Origin of the sequence: Erwinia sp. 198 (genome assembly GCF_003937915.1) — a bacterium.
Classification (GTDB): domain Bacteria; phylum Pseudomonadota; class Gammaproteobacteria; order Enterobacterales; family Enterobacteriaceae; genus Erwinia; species Erwinia aeris.
Map to the genome: position 1 here is coordinate 1 of NZ_RHUM01000018.1, position 21,362 is coordinate 21,362.

Sequence of the window (21,362 nt, forward strand, 5' to 3'; positions counted from 1 at the left end):
CCCCCGCACCCCCCCCCGCCCACCCCCGACCCCCCCTAGGCCCGGCGCCTGGGAGCTGTGATGTGTACAAGCGCCAACTCAGCAACTCAGCAACTCAGCAACTCAGCAACTCATCAACTCAGCAACTCAGCAACTCAGCAACTCAGCAACAAAGATATTATCAAATCTGAAACTTTTATATTTTTTCTTATAAAAAATAAAGCAAATAATCACATTAAAAATAAATAAAAATAGCAAAAAACCATTTTAATGATTAATAAAAAATATTATAAATATCGGCAGCACGCGTTTCTCTTTCTTGTGACACTGTTATTATCTGTTACTATAAGCCTCCGCAAACCTTCACCACAACAAAGTAAAATATATGTTTTTAATTTGTTTAATTTCGTCATGGTTAACGGTTGGCTTTATTTTATCGCATTATTTTTTCACGGATGAAGAACCTGAGGCGTATAAGGAGTGCCCCTACGAATGAGCCTGTCTCTGTCAGAACTGCATGGCGCGTTAAAAAGATTTAATCGGAAAAGAAATCGTTATCTTCACGAGCAGAAAAGGAGAATTCGGCTGGTGCTGTCAGCCCTGTTTCTGCGTAGTGCCAATAAGCATGAAAAAATCCCTCAGGCGCCGCAGCGCGTGATTTTCCCTTTTGTTAACCTTGGGATTGGCGATGCGGTATGCCATACCGGATTATGGCGAAAGTTAAAGGATCTGGGCTACAGAGTACAAATCATTGCCGAGACCAGAAGCGAGGTTTTTTTCAAAGGGCTGGACTGTGTCGATGACGTGTTTATTGTCGATATCAGATATATTGACCAGCTTAAAAAAATTGATAGCGATATCGTTATCAGCATGTACTCATGGATGCAGCGCAAAGAGCTTCTGGAGATAAAACTGCTGTCACGGATCGATTATAACTACGCCATCAGTATCGGGGGCTGGTTAAAACGTCCTTATCATATCACTCTCGATTTACCCGATAACTTCCATATCACCGAACCGCAAAAACAGCTGCTGGCAGCGCTGGGACATCCTTGTAACGTACTGCACTATTGGCTAAATCCCTTGTCTTCTGGCGATGCCTTTATCAAAGACTACCTGCAGAAATACATAAAAAAAACCTTGATTGTGCTGAGTCCTTTCGCCAGCGTGAGCGAAAGAACCATGACGCGGCAGCAAATCTTCGATCTTATTGCAAAGCTGCAGCACCGTGTGGATTGCAACATTTTTATTACGGGCGAGACGCACCAGCTGGCGACGCTTGATAATGTCCCGGACAATGTCTTTATCTGCGCCTTCGATTCCTTGTGGCATACTGTTTCATTGGTCAATAAGGCCGACCTGGTTATCTCGGTGGAAACGGCTATTGTCCATGTCGCCTGCGCGCTAAATAAAACGCTCGTCAGTATTTTTTATTCTACTAATATCAATTATGACGATGCGTTACAGAGCAATACTATCTTCAAGCCCATTGGCGAAAACGTACAGCAAATAATCGTTAACAGAACCACCCTTCCTTTCGATACGGATAAAGTTCTCCGGGCGTCTCTAGCTATGCTGGCCGCCGCCGATCGTTTCGCTGTTTATCCTGCTGGTTCTAGTTACTGTTTATCTGAACCGCCTGCGCCTGCCGCCGTGGCGGACTCCTGACTATTGCTTAAACCCCAGGCAAAATGGAACGTATTTCCGGGACATTATTAGTGATTCGCCTGTTTAAACACCGATGTGCTCAATTTACCACCATATGGGGCGAAAGCCGGTTACAGGGGAAAACGTGTCGAGAAATGAAGGCCTTGAGGCGCAGCCACACTTACGGTAACATACGCAACAGGATGAACCTTCAGCGTTTATTCTGTTGCTGTCTCCTTAGTTAAATGGATATAACGAGCCCCTCCTAAGGGCTAGTTGCAGGTTCGATTCCTGCAGGGGACACCAAATGCTAGTCTCTCAACGTATCTCAAAGTCTACTTTACCCATTCCATTCAGTCACTTAACTCATCTTGATAGTCCACCTGCGTCTCCAGCGGGCTCACAAAATCCACAGTGTTATGTTGGTACAATTGTTGGTATGTTTGGTTCGATAATGCAGATACCATCAGCCGGGGATTTTTACTATGCCGCTCACTGAGTTAAAGGTAAGAAATGCTAAGGCTGCTGTGAAGCCGGTCAAAATGACAGACGGTAATGGTATGCATCTTTTGATTACCCCACACGGTTCCAAATACTGGCGTTTTCAGTATCGCTTTGGTAGCAAACAAAAGATTCTTGCTCTCGGTGTTTATCCTGAGATCACGTTATCGGAAGCCCGACGCAGAAGAGACGAAGCCAGACAACTCGTGGCAAATGGCGTTGATCCAAGTGAAAAACGCAAAGCTGATAAGGTCAAGATCAAAGGGCTGCTGACATTTGAAAAGGTTGCACGAGATTGGCATTCCAGTAACAGGACCTGGTCGGAAAACCACAGAACTACTGTATTAAGCAGTCTTGAAAGTCATTTATTCCCTATTATTGGCAATCGTAATATCACAGAACTCAAAACCCGTGACTTATTGATTCCTCTAAAAAGGGCAGAAGCAACAGGTCACCTCGAACTCGCTTCACGTCTTCAACAACGCATAACTGCGATCATGAGATATGCTGTCCACAATGCATTGATTGAGCAAAATCCTGCCTATGACCTCGCTGGTGCTGTAATTTCTAAAAAAAGTATTCACCGCCCTGCCCTTCCTTTAGAACGGCTACCAGAGCTCATGCAACGCATTGAAGCTTACAGAGGCAAAGGCATAACACAGATTGCGACCCAGCTTACACTCCTGACATTTGTACGTTCGAGTGAATTAAGATTTGCACGTTGGTCAGAGGTAGATTTCAAAAACTCACTATGGACTATACCCGCAGAGCGACAAGCACTCACTGGGGTTAGATATTCAGCAAGAGGGGCAAAAATGAAAAGCCCTCATCTGGTGCCTTTAAGCAAACAAGCTAAAAAATTGTTGTTACAGCTACATGCAATCAGTGGTGGCAAAGACCTCATGTTCATCGGATTTAGTAATGACGACAAACCGATCAGTGAAAACACCATCAACAAAGCCCTTAGAACTATGGGATACAATACCCAAACTGAAGTTTGTGGGCATGGTTTCAGAACCATGGCTTGCAGTGCATTGATTGAATCCGGGCTTTGGTCAAGAGACGCCGTAGAGAGGCAAATGAGCCATCAAGAGCGTAACAGCGTTAGGGCAGCTTACATCCATAAAGCCGAGCATTTAGAAGAGCGGAAACTTATGCTGCAGTGGTGGGCTGACTATCTGGAAGCCTGCAAGCTGAGAACGTTGACGCCTTATAGCTTTTCTAAAAAGTTATAAACCAATATCTAAAGCTAACTTGGAGACAATTAATTTACTCGTATAGTATTACACCTTAAGACCTGCCGTTTAAAAGACTGTTCCTCTATTCAGGCAACACCTAAACTGCCATTAAAATAACCTGTACTTTGCTTATACAAGATCTGATTTTTTCTGGAAGACCTCTGCTTTCAAGTATTTTAGAAAACACTAAGCCTAACCATTTTCACATAATAGATTAAGGAGCCAAGTTGCAGAAACTTGGCTATAAATGATGAACTTAAAGTGCGAGTTGGTTATTTCGCAGGCTTTTTATTAAAATCAGAAGGTCTAGCCTCGTCTTTGCCCGAGTAGATACCTCTGTATCTTATAGAAGAAGAAGATTTTTGCTCGTGAACGCGAAGATGACAAAATTTAACATTAGGATAGACTTTTATAGGCCTATTTGAAAAATTAGTTATTTCAAAAGTGATTGATGAAGGCTTATCAATCCCAAAAGTAGCTGCAATATGACAAGAGCTAAAATTAAGTTGAAGTCCAATTCGGGCATAACATGAAAGCTGAAACAAGTCCCCACAGATCGATTCATCGAATGATAATTTTTCTACACTAGAAGCTAAAATGAAATCTCCTGGGTTTATAATGACACCATCATCACTTATTAATACCTCTTCGAAAAACTTAAAAGTGTCATCTTTTTTCGTATCGATCAGCTCTGTTCCATCTTTCATTTTCAATAGTTTTGAACCAATCCTCAATAAATAACTGGATGGTCTCATACACTCTTTATTAAAGTTTTCAATTATTAATTTTCCGTCATCAATAAAGTTAACTATATCGTTATTTGATAATATCATTTAATCACCTCAGTAAAAGAAGTCATTTGGCCCAAACCAAAATTATCATCTTCCATATTTATTTCCTTTAATTGACCTGGACTTAAAATTAAAGTTCGAGTTTTGTTTTTTGCAATTAGATTCTCAATAACCCCCAAAGCATCAGAATCTAATATATAGTTACCTTGAACTCCTTTTGCTCTCCTTCTAATATCATCAATTTCCCAAGCATTTACTACTGTGGCCTCATCAAAACCAACATGAAATAAGGGCGCACCTTCTTTAATATAAATTATCATGTTTGCAGAAACGATTTGACCAACATTAGCTGCTAAACTGTCAGTTGAGAGAAAACGTTTTTCAGGCATAACAAAAAATGAATTAAAACCTCTGCTTTCAACCACATTGATATCATCAAAACTTATTTCTTCTGGATATATTCTAACTGCACTATTTTTTAATTTTTCAATTAAAATTTTGTGCATTACACTCACAATATTACAACCAACCTCATCTCTTAAATCTTTGTGTAACTCCAATGAATCACAAAGATTTGTATATATAAAAGCACCGACTCCACCTGATATAAAATAAAAATTAAAATTTTTATTTTTACTTATTAACTTCTCCAAATCATTATAAAAATCAGTATCAATAAAGTAGTTCCTATACCCCCACCATTCAATATCTTGTTTTTCATCTCGCTTTCTTATTCTTCCGCCGCCGGGAAGGCGAATTACTATGTTAGTCATTAAAAAACCCCATTCTCTCAAATATCAAATAAGCGCCTTGAGTTAGATTCTCTTTATTATTTTTTATTTTTTCTTTACTCATCCACTCTATGCTATCTATCTCAGATTTATCATAAAGAATCTCACTGTCTTTTTTTATTTCTTCAGATGAAAATACATACCAATCATGATTCTCGGCACCATACCTGCATTTATCAGGAACTCCCTTTTCTATAGTGACTAAGTTTGTCGTTTTAAGCGATATATTAAGCTCTTCTTTAACTTCTCTTACTACAGCCTGATTCGCACTTTCATTGTTATCTAAATGCCCTGCAACAATGCTATATTTTTCATCATATGCAGGATCTGACTTCTTAATTATTAAATATTCATCATTATCTTTAAACAGAACTGCAACAGTAATATGATAGATTCCACCTCTATTTTTCTGTCCAGAAAATATGTCTTTAGAGTTAGTTTTATCGTCTTTCTTTTCTAAAGAATCTTCAATCAACCGATTAAAAACAGATACATTCCCAACCACGAACTGCCTTGATTTTTCTAAGCTAAACGCTATCAACTTGAGCCAATGGTTAGATTTTTCGTCATCTATACTACTATTTAGCTTTTCTTGATAACTATTAATGTCTTCAGATGTTATGCCATTTTCAAGCAACCACAGGCATAATTCTGAAATCACTTTTAGTTCGAAATCATTAATATCAGACACTTCCAAAAGCAGAGGTTCGATTAAAAACTTATCATTTTTAAACGAGTTAACACTTGATAAAACTATTCCAAATGGCTCGGCAGAGTCACTATCAACTCCATATCTGTAGAGATTGTTAGCATATGATAAAACGCCAGGTTGAAGTTGCATATACTTCTGCTTAACAAGCATTTTAACTTTTATTCCTGGATACTCTTTTTTAAATAAAAACAAATCAAGGTTAATTCTCTTTTCTTCGGTTGCACTGACAATATTTTTTATCGAGCTTGTTATTTTAAGCGCGCGCCTAACAATATCGAGCTTACTATTAACCTCACCCTCGTTATTTTCAATAAACTGTCCAACAGGTGTTGTAAATTTAGGATTTTGATATTCTGAGCACATATTAATAATTGCTTCATGCTTTTTTACAAAAGGACTACAAATGAAAAATGAAACTTTTGCGATGTTTCTTTGATGATGAGTTATAACTTTAATTATATCGGCAGAAATTTGTGATGTAGTACTAAATACAATTAAATCATCCTGATCTGCATCCAGAAGTTTATTAGAAAAAAAATGGTCAGAATGCTTTTTTAATTGATCTCCGATAGAATAATCTTTATCATCCATGTTAAAAAAATTACTGCCAACTTGACACTTTATCCCTTTAAGGGATTCTATAAGTAAAATATCTCTATAAATTTTAGACTTAGCTGCTTTCTGAGCAATGTTTCGAAAAGATTCAGCCCCTAAGTTTTTACTAATATTGAATGGTTCTTTTTCCATTTGCAAAGCAATCATTAGCGCTAAGCATTCATCTTCGTTTGAAGAAGCTATGAAATTTCGGTCCAAACATTTTTTGTTAAAGTACTTCTTACACAAAGATTTAATATCATTTGTAAACCCCAAAAAATCCTTTTCTTTTTCATACTTTTTTATTTGTTTTTTTATATTTCTATTAAATCTAAACCTTGAGGTATGATAAAAAAATATTTCAGTCTTATCTCTCCCTGTTATAAAACCAAAGTATGCGCCAATAGTGAGAGCCACCAGAGCATTAATAAAATCATTAATTTTTAGTACATAACGGAAAACAAGTACTATAATAACAAGCGCAATTATCGAGATCACATACCGCCTAGTAGAAACACTCATTTTCAATCCTCAAATATCAATTAAATATCTTTACACTTTTCGCCATAAGAAAATGTTTTTTATTTTAAGAAAACCAAATTTATCTTTCGGAAAAACATTGCTAGCACTTACAATTTAAAATATAGAATCTAATGGACAGTTTCATTTGATAGATTTTAAGTAATTCAAATTTTTAGGCACCCCCAATTTTGTTTGCTAACACCTTCAAATGCGAATAATTTGATCAAAATTATTCTTAAGTTGCTGAAATAAATCAAATTATTCTCTACAAAGCAACAAAACATTAGCATAACTTATTAAATAAAACAAGGTGATAGCAAGGAATGTTAACAATACAAATAAAATAACTTAATAATCATATAGTTAATTAATTTAACTTTGTTATTGACTTTTAGCCCTTGGTTCTATCATCATAAAACCTGTTAGCCTTTCTTTTGAATCGTTGAACCTTACATATTTAAGGATGTTTATGAAAAACATTTTAATGATATTGAATTATGTTCGTGAGCATTGGCTTTTGATAGTTATCAGCGTTGGCTTTTGCTTTTATTCATTTCAGCGGTGGTCTAATGAAACGAATATTCACAGCAATTTCTGGCGTAACTTTTTCTTCGCCTCTCTAATTTTTTTCGTATTAATCCACACCTACTTAATTACCAGTGAGAATTCAAGTAATAATAAATTATTTGCGCAATCTATTTCTTCAAAAAAAACAGCAATGTCAATTGAAGGTTTTAATAATGCAATATGCTGAATATAAGAATGGTATTATTGAAACCAAAATCGCCTGTTTTACATTCGATAAACCATCCCACCATTTAATAAGTTTCACTTTCATCCCTTCCTCCTTTTGTAACAACCTCCATTACTCATATCAGGTATTTTTTCTATGTCAATATCAATATCGAATTGACCTATTATGGAAGCAAGGGCTAACTCAGCGAAGCTGAGTTGCCTTGCTTTTTCTGCCCTTCGGTTGAAAAAGGTAAGTCAAAACCCACATCGTTGACATAAGTTATCTATCGATTATAAATAGATTAGGCATAAGGAATATGCTCATATTTTGAAAAGGAGTTCCTATGAATAATTTACACCGCCCTCCCCTTGCAGAAAATCTACGTATTCATTGTGTCAGCGTTAGACTAAATAACTCAGAGCTTAATACTTTAGATCATGAACGTAAGCAACACGCCAAAGGCGAATGGCTTCGCATGTGTCTGCTTAAAAACCATGTGCCTGTTATCCCAGAAATCAACCGAAGCGCATGGAAAATGTTTGGTGAGATAAATCACAGGCTCAATGAGATTGTTAGCAACCTGAACGCAAAGCAGTCATGTAACCCTCTTACCAAGACTGAACTGTTCGCCGTTAAGCGACAGATCACTGAACTTCGCTCTCGCCTCCTTACCGCTGATCTATGGAGTATCCCCTCTGATGAAGGGCATGCAGAAGATCAAACGAGGTAAGAGCTTCGCAGGTGTTGTCCTATACGCATTGAAACCAGGAACGCACCATAAAACCGATCCGGTTGTTATCGGCGGGAACATGTTGGGGGACTCAGCAGCTGAGTTGATTGCTGAGTTCAGCGCTTCTGTTTCACTTCGGACTGACGTGGCGAAACCGGTGTGGCACAACTCGCTTCGCCTGCCACAAGGTGAATCCCTAACAGCGAAGCAGTGGGTTGTGTTTGCTGACGACTACATGAATCGCATGGGGTTCAGTGAGACGCACCTACGCTGCTATGTCATGCATGACGATGAGGCCGGCCAGCACATTCATATCATTGCCAGCAGAGTGGATCTGATTGGTGGGAGGCTTTACCTGGGCAGGAATGAAAACCTTGCCAGTACACGCATAATTCAGGAGCTGGAGCTAACACATGAACTGACCAGAACAAAAGGCCCCTCTCCTTCACACAGCTCTTCCCCTGCCAGAAGGCGCAAGAAGCTATCACGTGGCGAGCAACAGAAGGAGAAGCGTGAAGGTCAGCCAACGCCCAAGACATTCCTGCAGAACGCAATAGACACGATCCTTAGTACTCACAATGACATTCCGAGCTTCGTTGAAGCACTTGGCGAGCACGGCATAACGCCCGTTCCGAATATTGCCACTTCTGGCCGCATGAATGGTTTCTCATTCGAATACTCCGGTATAGCTTTCAAAGCTTCCCAGCTAGGGAAGACGTACTCATGGGTCAACCTTCAGGAAAGGCTTCACTACGAACCTGAACGTGACAATCCCCTGCTGTTTGCTTTGAAAACTTTGGCTTCAAGTGGTAATGAGGCGAGTAAATCTGATATTCCTGTGATCGTAGAGGTGGCTTCACAGCCCTCACCCGCACCTTTAGAGACACAAGTAATTGCAGAATCTCTAGTACATGAACAAAGAACGGAAGCAACCGAAGCGCAACCCCCCTTCAACATTACGCATTTGCCAAGCGAGCAAACCAGCAGTACTGACTACTTCATGACAAGGGTATTGAAGTGGCTACTGAGCATTCCTTACCTGGCCGCTTTCACTGACCTGCTCAAAAAGGCAGGTAAGACGTTTCTCCACCAAAAATCCTCATTTTCGACAATTAATACAGTCCTCTCAGCTGAACCTGCGTTATCTGAGCCACCAGGCAGCAGCCAAACTTTGACTGAGCGCGCAACAGTGCCCTTTCGATAACCTCCTGCCTCAACGCAATTTTCCAGCCTAAGTTCTTATTTGCACAAACAATTGATCGTTTTTACAGATCGATAAATGATATACGATAGTCATCACCTATCAAAAAAGAATCATCGATCGGTACAAGTGATTTGCTTAAGTTTTGAACTCGTTCAAAAATGACCAGTAAAAGCAGTTACCAATCAGCTAGTTATGAACCACCCAACGTCAAAGGTATATAAAATGGGTACAGCGGCTTTGAATAGTCAGAAAGTACGTAAACCTTCGTTCTTTCGTTCAATCCGATTCTGGATTGTTGTATTGGTGATTGTCTGGATACTGACTGATACAAATCCAAAAGACACAGCTGGGTTCCTGTTCATGTGGACATTACCTGCCTTCTTCTTACTCCTAACAGCATATGTGTCATACACACATAAAAGAGCAAACGCGTCGACTATCGACTTGCTGAACGTAAATAACAACGGTCTGTGGAGCCATGAGTTCCAGGGCAGCAAAATGACCATTGATACAAATCGGGAGCTGTTAACTCTGGAGAATGGCAGGCGTAAGAAAGCCTATAAGTTTAGTGACGTTAAAGGCTGGAGATACCACCTCGCTAATGGAGGTGAAATCGTAGCCCTCGATATGGTTGGCATGCTGGGGAGTAAAGGCCATAACAACCTTACCCGCCTTAAAAACTTCGAGAACTCTGGATTCTTTATCCAGGTGAAAGACATTGAGTGCCCCGAATGGCAGATAAAATTTCACCCCCGTAAAGGCCGGTTCCACCATGAACGAGGGATCCGGGATACAGAAATGCAGTTGAAGCAGTGGTGTGAAATTTTTGATCAGACACTCAACAAATCCACAGCAACACAATGATCACCATTATCAAATAAGGGATTAATAAATGAATAAATTTTTATCAGTTGCAGTCCTGTCTTTGTCAGTTTTGCTCACTGGTTGCGACAGCGAGCCCTCCTCTTCCGAGATCCAGAAAGCCATGCAGGACAACATTGACCACACAAACCAGCAAGCCAAACAGCGATTCGGTGAGAACAACAAAGATATGCTCACTACTCTGAACAAAGCTGAGAAGGTTTCCTGCAAGAAGTCTGAGAAGAAAGGTACATACCTTTGCAAAGTGGATACAGACATTACTCTGCCATACTTAGGAGAAAAACAAACTGTTGCAGACTTCAACTTTACAAAGATTGACGGTAGTTGGCAGGTAACTCCATAAAATGATTTAATAAAACTGAAGTTTATATAATATATATCCAGAGGATTAAATAATTAAACTTCACCCCAAAACTTATTCTAGGTAATTGGATCGCTATAAAAAATATAATTAAGAGATAATAAAAGCACAAAATATAAAAATTGTGCCTTTATTAAATTTCAGTTAAAATTCAGCAAATAGGTATATATAGCACCTATCCCTGAACTTCTACCTTGGGACTTTTCAGGGAAGTCATAAATAGCTCCAACCTGCTTATCAATCTTATTATAACCTGTATTATTAACTAAAAAAATACATATCCCTATGACTGTGGGCTTGGTACCAAGAGGAGTAATAACGATTTTATTATGAATATATGAAAGTTCTACTAAAAGTTCATTAACAGAGTATGGATTGGATCCTGGATACACTTTAAGTTCTGCCTCAATGCCTTTAAGATAGCGCATGTGTTTTTTTAATGACGTATTTTCCCATCCGGCCTTATAAGCAGGAACTGATACATGTGCTATTAGTTTCCCAAAACTAGCACCATCATCATTCTCTAAAATATGCCCCAACCTGGAATTTTCAAAACCCAAAAAAGGTATTAACACTGCTTTGTTTCCAGAGACACTTTGATTATCAACACCAAAAGCTGGCAGAGCAACAAAAGGATGTCTATGATCACTTAATTTAAATTCAGCATCAGTTTCTGTTGTGCTTTCTTTCGTATATTCAGCAGGTTCTACGTAAACTATTTTACAAACAACTTCCCTACCAGTACGAGCAATTGCATCCAGTATATAAAGAATCTCTGGAAAGCTAAGTGATGTAGAATCGATTAAAAGATATTCAATATTATTGTCTATGAAAAAATTATGAAATTTAAATATGTTATATATTGTTTCATTAACGTTGAGCGTATAGCTTTCTTTATTATATTTAATAACATAGCGAGGCATAACTGTTATTTCATTTATAATTTTCTTAGTTCTTTCATCAAGAGCATCACCACATAAGAAAGCGTTATACTCACCGACATTGAGTGATTTAATATCAGTTTCAACTTTAATTCTTTCAATGTTTATCATATGAGCCCCAACTGCTTACCAATAATGTTTTTTTCATCTTGTAAACTTTCTTGTTCTTCTCCTAAATCCCATTTTTCACCCAAAGATTTAAGGAGAGAGTTAAAACTTTTATCATCACCAGAAAAGATTACATTTGTCTGATCTTTGTTCAGTTTGAGTTTTTTCTTTTTACGATAGCTGATACCAAAATATGGTGATAATACTGGATGCAATAAGTAGTCTTTTGTTTCAAAACTTTCGTTACTTTTAGTTTTAGTGCTTTTTTCTTCAATTAATACAGACCAAATTATAGCTTCATTTAATAAAGTTATAGTCTTCTCATCTAATTCCATTTCATTAGACAAATCGAGGGTGAAGTGATTAATCTCAACCTCACTTTGTGTTCTCCTAGATTGACTATAACTAAAGATTTTACCTAATCTATTTGCGACTTTCTTCAAATGTAATCCATGGGGTCCCAAATCTGAAATTTTCTCAAACTCTAATCGGCTAGTTTTAATTGTCGCTTGAGACTGAATATTTATAGGAATTTTTATTAACTCATCAATACTTGAAATATCCTTATTCAATTCATTACTTTCAGACTGTAACATCGTCTGATGGCATAACTCCAGAAAATGTCTTATATTACCTTTAGACAGATAAGTATATTGGTTATAACCTGCATATAATGGACAAGCTCTTTGAGGTGTTTTTTTGTAAATGAGTAAAATCACGCCAACTAAATTATTAGGTATCCAAGATTTAAATTTACTGTTTAATCCAGACTTATACAATTCCAGCTCATTCAAAATTTCACTGGGTGAATTCCGGCTTCTATTAAGTAAAACTGATGATACTAAGGTTGCTTCAGGAAAACCCGGATCAATAAAACTCTCCGGCTTAATTTTTTTCAAAGAAGAATGCATGCTTAAACCTTCTTCGATTAAATTAAACAGTTTCCGATATAAAACATCGTCAGTTATAATTTGATACGATATCTCTTTATAAGAGAAATTTGGTAAGATAGTATTTGCAAGGTCTTTTATATTTTTAATGTAGGAATCTTGTTTTCTAAACCTATCAAATCCCTTCTCTTTCATTAGTTCTTCATAATGACTATCTTTAAAATAGCTATACAGTCTAAGTAACAGTACTTCCCCTGCAAAAACATCAAAGTTCTTATTATAATGACCTTCTAAATCTATTAATTTAAAATCATTTCTTTCAACAATTTTTTCATCACTTAAAGTATCTCTAGATATCACAGCACTCTTTTTATGAGCAATACTAAATAATACAGGTGAACGACCGTGTTTAATGAGAGTATTGATTATTTTTTGTTGTGGAACAATTAAATTTTCAAACTCATCAATAAAAATATGGAAAGACAATTTTGAGAGTATTTTATCAATACCTATAATCTCATCAGTAATAAGGCTAATAGTGCTTTTGAAATCTAACACTATAGGTGGAGTTTCGGTTATAGGAGCATTGATCCAGTTACATAAAGTGAACAGTGCCGAACGTATAAGATTCCCTGCCTCAGAGAAATTAATTTCTTTTTTATCGAAAGTGATTGCAGAAATAATCTGTTGAGAACATTTAAAATTAAGTATTTTTTCTTTGCAAGAGTCTTTAATAGAATGAGAATTTGCTAAATTAATTATAAGTTTCGTGAATTCTAATAAGAGGGACAAAGACATGTAACTATTAAAAGCAACACTCCAATATTTACCAAGCCAGCTTTCCGAAATATGCTGAGTAAAAGATGTATCAGGACGCCAATAGAGCCCTAAATTTTTAATTTCCTGAATTGGGATTCGCTTTCCTTGGGGACTTAACAAGGTGCTATGGCAATAATATTTTAAGTACATAGTTTTACCTGAACCGCGCCCTCCAATTATGACGCAGGCTTTGGAAGCATTACTTATATCTATTTCATCATTATTTAATGGAATAACATACTTATTATATACGTCATCAGGAAACTCTTCAGTTCTATTTTTTGAAAATACGTCACTTAATTTTTGAGTCATAATCTATCTCTTAAAGAGTTGATTCCACTGGTCATTGTGATGTACTAATATTGACAGATTGTTATTAGGGGTGGAGTTATTAAATACATAAGTTAGTTCTAAATTACCCTTCCCTAAATTGCCGTCTATATTAATTTTATTTTTACGACACAAATTTAGATAAAATGCTTTAAAGTCTTCATGACTCAAAGAATCGATGACATTTAAGGCTATATTGTTCTTTGAAAAAAACATATGACTTGCATCAATCACCTCAACTGGACGGATAAATAAATTCTCATATTCACTCTCTAAATCTTTATAACTATTTGCCACGGCTACAAATGGTATATAAAAAACCTTAATTTTTTTTGTAGATAACAATGACTTTTCATAAAATGTCTTGAACTGCGTTCCTGTACCTATGATATCATCAAAGAAAATTAAAGCCTTAATTTTCCCTTTTTCGATTAAACTATTAGCTGCATCCAACGAAACAGTAAGAGTGCTTTCAAAAAACTGCTTTTGGATGGCAGACAAAATAACCTCACCACTTTTAACAGCTCTTCCGTCTACATTATTAATTGCAGCAAATCTAAAAGGTAGCTCCCTGCAACTTCTTCCATTTAGATCATTAATCCATTCTTTAATATTTTTTATAGTATAAACATCATTCTCTTCCAAAATTTGAGGAAGCAAAATGTGAAATATATTTTCGCTCAAAGCGAGCTTTGCTTTCTCACTCCTAAATATTATAGAGTTCAAAATGGCCGCAGCGAGATATTTTTCTTCTCTGGATTTAAAGTTTGAAAGCCATCCATGTAGTTTCCTAACCGTTAGATTATCCCAATAATTAAACTTTATTAATAGCTCCGCATTTTCAATAAAGCTATCAATTATAGAATCAAATCGCTCATCAATATTCATGCTTTTTCCATAAAGACAGGAAATTCTTTCATTATATCAATAGTAATATGCTGCGCTCCAACACCCTTAGCCGCAGTTATCAACCACTTTTGCCCAAAATCTGATTCTAGCGAACTAAGAATCATGTCAAAAATATTTTCACAGGAGGTTCTAATAATAATTATGCATTCAGACACTCTAAAATAACCGTCTTTAATAACGCCATACTTACCAATTACTCTAGTGCCAACTCGGGGTATGACAATGTCATTTTTTCGAGCTACCTTCATATTAACATTTTGAGTTATCAGTGTGTTCTCTTTAAAAAACTGAGGCTTACACCCAAAAGAATTGGTGTGTATACTAAGCAAGCTGGGATAGCGATTAAATACGCTTTTACTTCCTCTAATAATTTCAACATCGAGTTCACCCAAAGGGATTGTATTAATAGGAACAGGAAGAGAGTGATATTTAAAATCTCCTCTACCTACGAAATTATTTCTGCTTATATAAATTTCCACACCTTGATCATTAAGTGATTTGAGTAATATCCTGTCACCCGGACATTCCTTTTTAATAATAATAATATGGGTGCGAGCCTCTGTGCCAACAAAACTTTTACTTGGAACTTCTACTACTGATAAAATATTGTAGTTATCTGTAATATTTTTTCTTAACTCTGAAAAAGAAACATTAGTAAAAAAACCATCAGGAAGTATAAATGCAGCAATCCCACCTTTACGAAGTAAATCTAACGATACAAGTAAAAATAACACTTCTGCTCTTATCTTATCCTTTTGTGAATACAAACCATACCTTTTAAAAACACAATCCGAATAAGTAGTTTTATCTATACTTTTAAAAGGTGGGTTACCCACTACGATGTCATATTTTATAAAATTCTTTGCCGCTAAATTAATTGACTCTTCTAAAGTGGCATCTCGATTATAAGAGATGCAATTGTTTATGTTGCTTAATTTTTTTACGTTATTTGGATCAATATCAAAAGCAACCAGCTTTGCTGTTTTGTACACTTTGGAAGCAGCCAGCAGTAAAGCGCCTTCTCCAGCACTTAAATCTAAGATACTACGAACGTTACCATCGAATGGTATTAGCTTAATGATGTCATCGCCAAGCTCATTAGCAGTATAATACTGAGAATGCTTTTTCTTGATTTCCCGACTATCAAAAAAAAACAAGTCCATAGTCATCTGGTTTAACTCCCAAGAGGCATACAAGTTTTAGAATGACTTTTCTTTACTAAACATACTAATTTATTTTATACTAAAAATAAAACCTTAACAAGAGAATGTTACATTCCTGCTAAAACTCTACCTGCTTTGCTTAGTAGACAATTATATCGCTAATGGTATAACCACTGCATTCTGTATCATCTTTAAGTCCTAAAATTACTGTTTATGGGTGTTAGATCTTCATGTTTTAATAGCCCTGGCATGAGTTGATAAGACAAGTTAGCTTGTACCAAGGAACTAAATTTAGTTATAATAATCATTAATTAAACAAAAGACACTGCCTACTTATGAACAAATTGGATATAGAAAAACTACTGTTAGAAGAAGGATTTACCCCAAAAGAAGTCTCTGTGATACGTCAGCATGCTGAGAAAGACGGTTATCCTTATCCTTGGCTTCTTTCACAGTTAAAGAAAAGATTCATAGTTGCAATGATATTAATAGCAATCTTTCTCGCAGGGCTCATTTATACCATTTGCAGTGGCACACAAGAAAACCTTGTTTCGTATTCGATCACACTTGTAGCAGGTTTCGTGATTTTATATATATTCGTACCTTTGAAACCTGCATTCAAAGCTTACAGATTTATGAAAAAGCATGGTCACTCTTTGTAAGTATCAGAGATTGACTTAATGGCTGAAGCGTCATTATAGACTTCAATGAATAGCTCTTTTCTGCTCATTTCCTTAATACCGCGAACGTAGTCGGTATTAAGGTAATAGTAGAGACGCCAGGCCTCAGGTTTTTGTACCAGACGCAAGATGCCATAGAGAGACAGTGCCAGGTCCATTGAACTGTATGCTAACTGCCCAACCCTCTGATCGAATCCTAAAAACTCAGCTGTTGCTACATAACCCTGTTTAAGTAATCCCACACTATCAGTTTTGCCATAAACCAGGTTCTCAACAGACTCCTGAAAACCGTTGAATCCATGCAGAACCAACATTCCCCCAAAGGCTGTCCCTATGATTGTTCCTGACGCAAGGGAAGCTCCAATCACCGAAACACCTGCTATGACCTGTAGACCACTAAGCACTACCCCAACACCATTGATCACATAGCCCCAAAAATCTCCATTCCTGACAAGTTGCACTGAGGCATGAACCGCAGCCGTACCTGCCCTCAGCATTCTGTCCTGAATAGTGAGGTACTCATTTTCCTTTTTTAGGTTTTGAATGCACTCCTGGCATTGAGCATCAGTTGAATCTGAACGGACAAGGTTGAGTTGAGCATTAACGAAAGCTTTAACGTCATCCTGGAAGCGCAATCGATTGAATCCATCTTTCAGGTACAGGTGAGAAAAGTGATTGGCATTACTAAGCAACTGATTCGCCTCGGCATGAGCCATAGTCAGAAAGTAATCCTTAAATCTGTTTGGTTTCCAGTAGTCCATGGCTGTGCCTTTATGTCATTATACGTATCATTAAGTTATTTAATCAGATTACCCTTCTCAGGGAAAGTGAAAGGACCAACTATGAGCACAGATCTCTTCTTAAAAATTGATGGCATAACAGGTGAATCGCAGGATAGTAACCATAAAGGCTGGACTTCTATTGAATCTTTCACATGGGGCGCGAACCAGCCGGGGAACATGACAGTTGGAGGCGGAGGTGGTGCTGGAAAAGTTCAGTACCGTGATCTCTCGGTTCAGGCCCTCATAGACAAAGCAACTCCAGCAATCATGCGCTATGTCTCTAACGGTAAGCATATCGGTAAGGTTGAGCTTTCGGTATGTAAGGCTGGCGGGAGCCAAATCGAGTACTGTCGCATTACGCTTGAAGACGTTCTTATCACCAATGTAATTTTCAATGGCGCTACAAGCCGTGACCTGATCAGTGTCTCATATCAGTTCCAGGCTTCAAAAGTTAAAACACAGTATTGGGAACAGTCAGCAAGCGGCGGCAAAGGTGCTGAAAGCCAGTCTGGATGGGATATTAAAGGTAACAAAGAATTGTAGACTTTCAAGGATATTGGGTGATTAAGCATGATCTAAAAACTGTGAATTTTTGAGGAGCTAATTATGACTAGCATATTTGTATCATATTCGCATAAAGACGAGCAATTTCGAGAAGAGCTTGAAGTACATCTTGCTATGTTAAAAAGAGAAGGCTCAATTGACGTGTGGCATGACAGACGAATAGTGGCTGGTTCACAAATCGATTCGACCATTGACGTTGAGCTTGAGAAGTCTGACATAGTTCTGTTGCTAATAAGCCCTGATTTCCTAGCTTCAAGTTATTGTTTTGATGTTGAAGTGCAGCGAGCAATGCAACTTCGGGATCAAGGTAAGTGCGAGGTGATACCTGTCATCTTGCGGCCATGTGACTGGCAATCAGCTAATGCTCCATTTAGCAAACTTTTAGCAGTACCAAAAGACGGTATGCCCGTATCGAAGTGGCCTGACAAGGATGACGCATTTTTAGATATTGTTAAGCAGTTGCGTAAAGCATTAGAAGCTTTAGAAGCTTTTTTAGTTAAAAACACTTCAAAATCACCGAGACGCGTTACTTCTAGGAATATCTTATTCCCTTCAAATGTTCCCCATATCGATATCCCCCGCTCTAGCAATCTAAGATTAGCGAAAACGTTTAATGATGTCGATAAAGATAGATTCCTTGACGAAGCTATGAAATATGTCAAAAGATTTTTTGAACAGTCGTTATTGGAATTAAAAGAAAGAAATGAAGGAATTGATACACGCTTTATACCAATAGATCACAATGCTTTTGGTTGTGTTATATATCGCGATGGTAAAACCGTTGCTAAATGCGGCATTAGATTAAATACGGGCAGATATTTTGGAAAAGGAATTTCTTATACGAATGATGAAAGCGCTCCTGAAAACACAATGCAGGAATCTCTTTCACTTAACTATGATGAGCAATCATTATTTCTAGTCCCCATGGGTATGGGATATGGTGGTGTACAACGAACAGCAAAGCTTAGCTTTAATGGTGCCAGTGAATACCTGTGGGAGCTACTAATATCACCTCTTCAACGCTCTTAATTTATTACTGCTTTCTTAACAATTAAACTTTGAAGCGAAAACTTTATGCATGATCAACTTGTTACGATTGCTGGAATTATAGCCATTCCTTTTTCTGCTATCCTAAGTTTATGTGGGATTATGCTAGGGCTTTTCAGCTTTGACGAAAAAAGGAAGATACTTATATCATTAAAAATCACCGAATTAATATCTACAAAAAAAGTTAAAGCCGAAAAATTTGCGCAATGGTGGTCCACGAACTTCTTTTTACTCTTTGGTGCAAATTTTTTTTCTAAAAGACAAATTTTAACCATTCCGCTGTTTACAATTTTATATTCAACTTTTCTTTTTATCTCATGGTTTTTATGGATGTTGATTTTTTATAACCCTGACCATATAATACCAAATCATATCCCAACAGTTCTAGATGCATCTATAAATAACTTTTTAAATTACGGCTTTGTGTACTCTTTAGTTTTAGATTTCATCTCAATTTCGATAACACGGGTATATATAAAATATTCTTTAAGAAATAGGTTTAGCTCATTTAAAGCAATACTATTTTTTATAACGTCTATCTTATTAATTGTTTTTTTGTTTACAATAGTGATCTATAAATTAAAGATTAGTTCAATTGATGATCTATATACAATGCAAGGCCTTTATTTAGAAAAAAGACCAATTACAAATTGGGAACCAGTTCAAACATTTTATTCATCTCTTAATATAATTCATAACGAAACAATGATAATAGTGACTTCTAAAGGACTAATGACAAATTATTTCATACCTCAAGCATTAATGCTTTACACATCACTTATGGCTCAGATAAGCTTGATTATTATTTTCTTATGCTATATCCTTATTAAATCCTTAACCAAATTAGAGATCTTATCTTTGTTTCTGGTTAAAAATGCTGGAACAGCTTCAATGAGCGCTTGTGGTTTTATAGCCTTAGCTGTAATCTTAATAATATGCATCCCAATGACTCTTCTTATTTTATCTATTTTCATAACATAAAATACAAGAGCTTTAAATTTAAATAAAAATGGCTCATTCAATCCATGCAGAGCCATTTTGAATAAATACTCAAACTAATATTCAGGAAGATTTTCTAAATTATCTTTGGCAGAACCGTTAGGTTTCGTAGTGATATAATCCACACCATTGACACGATCTTTTATTACTTCCTGTCCTTTTTTCCACTTATCATCAGCGTCTTTCAAAATAGTGTAAAAGCTTTTTTTACCGTTTATTTTTTCAATTACCCATTCGCGTTTGTAGGAAGTACCATTTCCTACTGTGTCACCATTGTCGACATGTACCATAACGTCAGTAATGTGTGTATGCTTATCATTATATCTAACTTTAGATATAAGGTAATCAGCCCATTTAGTTACCATTATATTATCCAGATGTATTCGCAGCTTTATCGCTGCATTTTTCTTATACTCTTAGTAAAAAACTTTTGCCAAACGATTGTTTCAAAATAGTGATCTTAAACAATTTTGAAATTAAATTTCTCCTTAACGCAAATCTAAAGTCTTTTCCCATCCCTCTTCTTCTTTCTTGTAGTTGTCACTTGGTTTAACAGTATCGCTTTCTCATATTTAACTCGCTCCTCACGATAAACGCCCTCAGCTTCTTCATCATTATCAATGGCGTAATGAACCATAAAGCGAAAGAAAAACGTGATCTCATGTTCATAGCCAAGGTGCTGAATGAGTCTTGGAGAACTCGATTTTAGAGCGTTTGAAAGCATAGATATGATCGTAAAACGATCTGTAGGATCTGTTTTAGATTGTGGAAGGTAGTACTTAATGTAGTAGCCGACACAGAACAGCCAGATATATCTAATTATCTTGTCCTGAGCAAAACCTGATTTTTTTAATCTTTCAATGAACATTTGTAAAAGCAAAAGTAGCTTTTCTTCCTTTGAAAGAGCGTCTATCTTTTTCATAGATTGCATCCTTGCAAAATTAATCAACCACTCCCTGGTTGTATATACAACATAACATATTATTTAAATTGCGCAATATCTGCGCAATACATTATTTAATCAGCATTGGTTTCCCTGTCAATCTCAGGTAATCCATTATTAAGTTGTTCGAAACTTATTCCGTTGTGTATAGCATTGTACTGCCAGACAACAAACCTCTCTTCCAGACTTCTCAGCTCTTCTGCCAGTATTTTGTTTTTTAGTTCAAGATTCCTGATACGCTGTGAAGCAACTTTTAAATTAGCTGGCCGTTTTTCTTCATCGTTTCCAGACTTAATATTTTTCTTCTTCAGATTGAAAGCCATGACGATATCTTTGTGAAGCCCCAGTGACTGACGGGTTGGTCGCTTACCAATTAGTGGTTCAAGCCTGTCACAAAGATATTCCCATGAAAGCTTCCCTGTCTTCTCACTGTCCCAACCTGCTATTGTGTTTTTAATTATGCTGATATCTTTATTGTCTAGATGTTTAGCCATATAGC

At 36.8% G+C, this 21,362-nt stretch carries 21 protein-coding genes and 1 tRNA gene; 11 read left to right on the forward strand and 11 right to left on the reverse strand.

All coding sequences use genetic code 11. The features are described 5' to 3' along the window. Positions 1-471 precede the first annotated feature (471 nt). The 3 genes from EGK14_RS19825 to EGK14_RS19835 all read left to right on the forward strand — a co-directional run bounded on the left by EGK14_RS19825 (position 472) and on the right by EGK14_RS19835 (position 3,362). Positions 472-1,647 carry a glycosyltransferase family 9 protein gene (locus EGK14_RS19825; RefSeq protein ID WP_125290813.1) on the forward strand — a complete coding sequence of 392 codons (1,176 nt, stop codon included), beginning with the start codon at positions 472-474 and terminating at the stop codon, positions 1,645-1,647. Between the two features lie 210 nt (positions 1,648-1,857). Next, a tRNA-Arg gene (locus EGK14_RS19830) sits at positions 1,858-1,932 on the forward strand. Positions 1,933-2,111: 179 nt separating this feature from the next. Beyond that, positions 2,112-3,362, forward strand: coding sequence for an integrase arm-type DNA-binding domain-containing protein (locus EGK14_RS19835; protein WP_125290814.1), 1,251 nt, complete (start codon positions 2,112-2,114; stop codon positions 3,360-3,362). Between the two features lie 275 nt (positions 3,363-3,637). On the opposite strand, the gene EGK14_RS19840 is transcribed toward EGK14_RS19835, so the two are convergent. The 3 genes from EGK14_RS19840 to EGK14_RS19850 are packed head-to-tail and all read right to left on the reverse strand — an operon-like array spanning position 3,638 to position 6,775. After that, on the reverse strand, positions 3,638-4,198 hold the full coding sequence (locus EGK14_RS19840) for a dCTP deaminase (protein ID WP_125290815.1): 561 nt from the start codon (positions 4,196-4,198) through the stop codon (positions 3,638-3,640). After that, positions 4,195-4,929: a hypothetical protein gene (locus EGK14_RS19845; RefSeq protein WP_125290816.1), complete on the reverse strand. Its 735-nt coding sequence runs from the start codon at positions 4,927-4,929 to the stop codon at positions 4,195-4,197. The genes EGK14_RS19840 and EGK14_RS19845 overlap by 4 nt, the downstream gene beginning before the upstream one ends. Then, positions 4,922-6,775 (reverse strand): NUDIX hydrolase, encoded by a 1,854-nt coding sequence (locus EGK14_RS19850; protein ID WP_125290817.1) that lies wholly within the window; start codon positions 6,773-6,775, stop codon positions 4,922-4,924. Before EGK14_RS19850 ends, EGK14_RS19845 begins: the two co-directional genes overlap by 8 nt. A 1,079-nt stretch (positions 6,776-7,854) precedes the next feature. Here EGK14_RS19850 and EGK14_RS19855 point away from each other — a divergent pair. The 4 genes from EGK14_RS19855 (at position 7,855) to EGK14_RS19870 (ending at position 10,670) form a co-directional block, all read left to right on the forward strand. Then, the gene (locus tag EGK14_RS19855) at positions 7,855-8,241 is read left to right on the forward strand and encodes a hypothetical protein (RefSeq protein ID WP_125290818.1); all 387 of its coding nucleotides are present in this window, start codon (positions 7,855-7,857) and stop codon (positions 8,239-8,241) included. Continuing rightward, positions 8,210-9,445, forward strand: a complete 1,236-nt coding sequence (locus EGK14_RS19860; RefSeq protein WP_233598545.1) for a relaxase/mobilization nuclease domain-containing protein — start codon at positions 8,210-8,212, stop codon at positions 9,443-9,445. Before EGK14_RS19855 ends, EGK14_RS19860 begins: the two co-directional genes overlap by 32 nt. Positions 9,446-9,667: 222 nt before the next feature. Next, positions 9,668-10,309 carry a DUF4755 domain-containing protein gene (locus tag EGK14_RS19865; protein ID WP_158616070.1) on the forward strand — a complete coding sequence of 214 codons (642 nt, stop codon included), beginning with the start codon at positions 9,668-9,670 and terminating at the stop codon, positions 10,307-10,309. 28 nt (positions 10,310-10,337) lie between these two features. Further along, positions 10,338-10,670, forward strand: coding sequence for a hypothetical protein (locus EGK14_RS19870; RefSeq protein WP_125290820.1), 333 nt, complete (start codon positions 10,338-10,340; stop codon positions 10,668-10,670). Between the two features lie 158 nt (positions 10,671-10,828). Here the strand turns inward: EGK14_RS19870 and EGK14_RS19875 are convergent, their stop codons facing one another. Genes EGK14_RS19875 through EGK14_RS19890 form a run of 4 tightly spaced genes read right to left on the reverse strand, consistent with a single transcriptional unit; the run spans position 10,829 to position 15,854 of the window. Continuing rightward, positions 10,829-11,740, reverse strand: a complete 912-nt coding sequence (locus EGK14_RS19875) for a hypothetical protein (protein ID WP_125290821.1) — start codon at positions 11,738-11,740, stop codon at positions 10,829-10,831. Then, complete coding sequence (locus EGK14_RS19880) at positions 11,737-13,758, reverse strand: hypothetical protein (RefSeq protein WP_199746497.1); 2,022 nt, start codon at positions 13,756-13,758, stop codon at positions 11,737-11,739. The genes EGK14_RS19875 and EGK14_RS19880 overlap by 4 nt, the downstream gene beginning before the upstream one ends. Before the next feature lie 3 nt (positions 13,759-13,761). Continuing rightward, the gene (locus EGK14_RS19885; protein WP_125290822.1) at positions 13,762-14,664 is read right to left on the reverse strand and encodes a hypothetical protein; all 903 of its coding nucleotides are present in this window, start codon (positions 14,662-14,664) and stop codon (positions 13,762-13,764) included. Continuing rightward, the gene (locus EGK14_RS19890; protein ID WP_125290823.1) at positions 14,661-15,854 is read right to left on the reverse strand and encodes an N-6 DNA methylase; all 1,194 of its coding nucleotides are present in this window, start codon (positions 15,852-15,854) and stop codon (positions 14,661-14,663) included. The genes EGK14_RS19885 and EGK14_RS19890 overlap by 4 nt, the downstream gene beginning before the upstream one ends. Before the next feature lie 329 nt (positions 15,855-16,183). Between EGK14_RS19890 and EGK14_RS19895 the strand changes: the two genes are divergently transcribed. Next, on the forward strand, positions 16,184-16,510 hold the full coding sequence (locus EGK14_RS19895; RefSeq protein WP_125290824.1) for a hypothetical protein: 327 nt from the start codon (positions 16,184-16,186) through the stop codon (positions 16,508-16,510). Here the strand turns inward: EGK14_RS19895 and EGK14_RS19900 are convergent. After that, positions 16,498-17,289: a DUF4225 domain-containing protein gene (locus EGK14_RS19900; RefSeq protein WP_125290825.1), complete on the reverse strand. Its 792-nt coding sequence runs from the start codon at positions 17,287-17,289 to the stop codon at positions 16,498-16,500. The genes EGK14_RS19895 and EGK14_RS19900 overlap by 13 nt on opposite strands. A gap of 81 nt (positions 17,290-17,370) precedes the next feature. On the opposite strand from EGK14_RS19900, the gene EGK14_RS19905 reads away from it, so the two are divergent. The 3 genes from EGK14_RS19905 (at position 17,371) to EGK14_RS19915 (ending at position 19,902) form a co-directional block, all read left to right on the forward strand. After that, positions 17,371-17,853 carry a type VI secretion system tube protein Hcp gene (locus EGK14_RS19905; protein ID WP_125290826.1) on the forward strand — a complete coding sequence of 161 codons (483 nt, stop codon included), beginning with the start codon at positions 17,371-17,373 and terminating at the stop codon, positions 17,851-17,853. A gap of 63 nt (positions 17,854-17,916) precedes the next feature. Continuing rightward, a complete protein-coding gene (locus EGK14_RS19910) occupies positions 17,917-18,903 on the forward strand; it encodes a toll/interleukin-1 receptor domain-containing protein (RefSeq protein WP_125290827.1) in 987 nt (328 codons plus the stop codon). A gap of 45 nt (positions 18,904-18,948) precedes the next feature. Further along, positions 18,949-19,902 (forward strand): hypothetical protein, encoded by a 954-nt coding sequence (locus EGK14_RS19915; protein WP_125290828.1) that lies wholly within the window; start codon positions 18,949-18,951, stop codon positions 19,900-19,902. Between the two features lie 74 nt (positions 19,903-19,976). Here the strand turns inward: EGK14_RS19915 and EGK14_RS19920 are convergent, their stop codons facing one another. The 3 genes from EGK14_RS19920 to EGK14_RS19930 all read right to left on the reverse strand — a co-directional run bounded on the left by EGK14_RS19920 (position 19,977) and on the right by EGK14_RS19930 (position 21,357). After that, on the reverse strand, positions 19,977-20,285 hold the full coding sequence (locus tag EGK14_RS19920; protein ID WP_125290829.1) for a DUF3892 domain-containing protein: 309 nt from the start codon (positions 20,283-20,285) through the stop codon (positions 19,977-19,979). Positions 20,286-20,419: 134 nt separating this feature from the next. Then, complete coding sequence (locus EGK14_RS19925) at positions 20,420-20,842, reverse strand: hypothetical protein (protein WP_125290830.1); 423 nt, start codon at positions 20,840-20,842, stop codon at positions 20,420-20,422. 95 nt (positions 20,843-20,937) lie between these two features. Further along, on the reverse strand, positions 20,938-21,357 hold the full coding sequence (locus EGK14_RS19930) for a hypothetical protein (protein WP_125290831.1): 420 nt from the start codon (positions 21,355-21,357) through the stop codon (positions 20,938-20,940). Between the last annotated feature and the right edge of the window lie 5 nt (positions 21,358-21,362).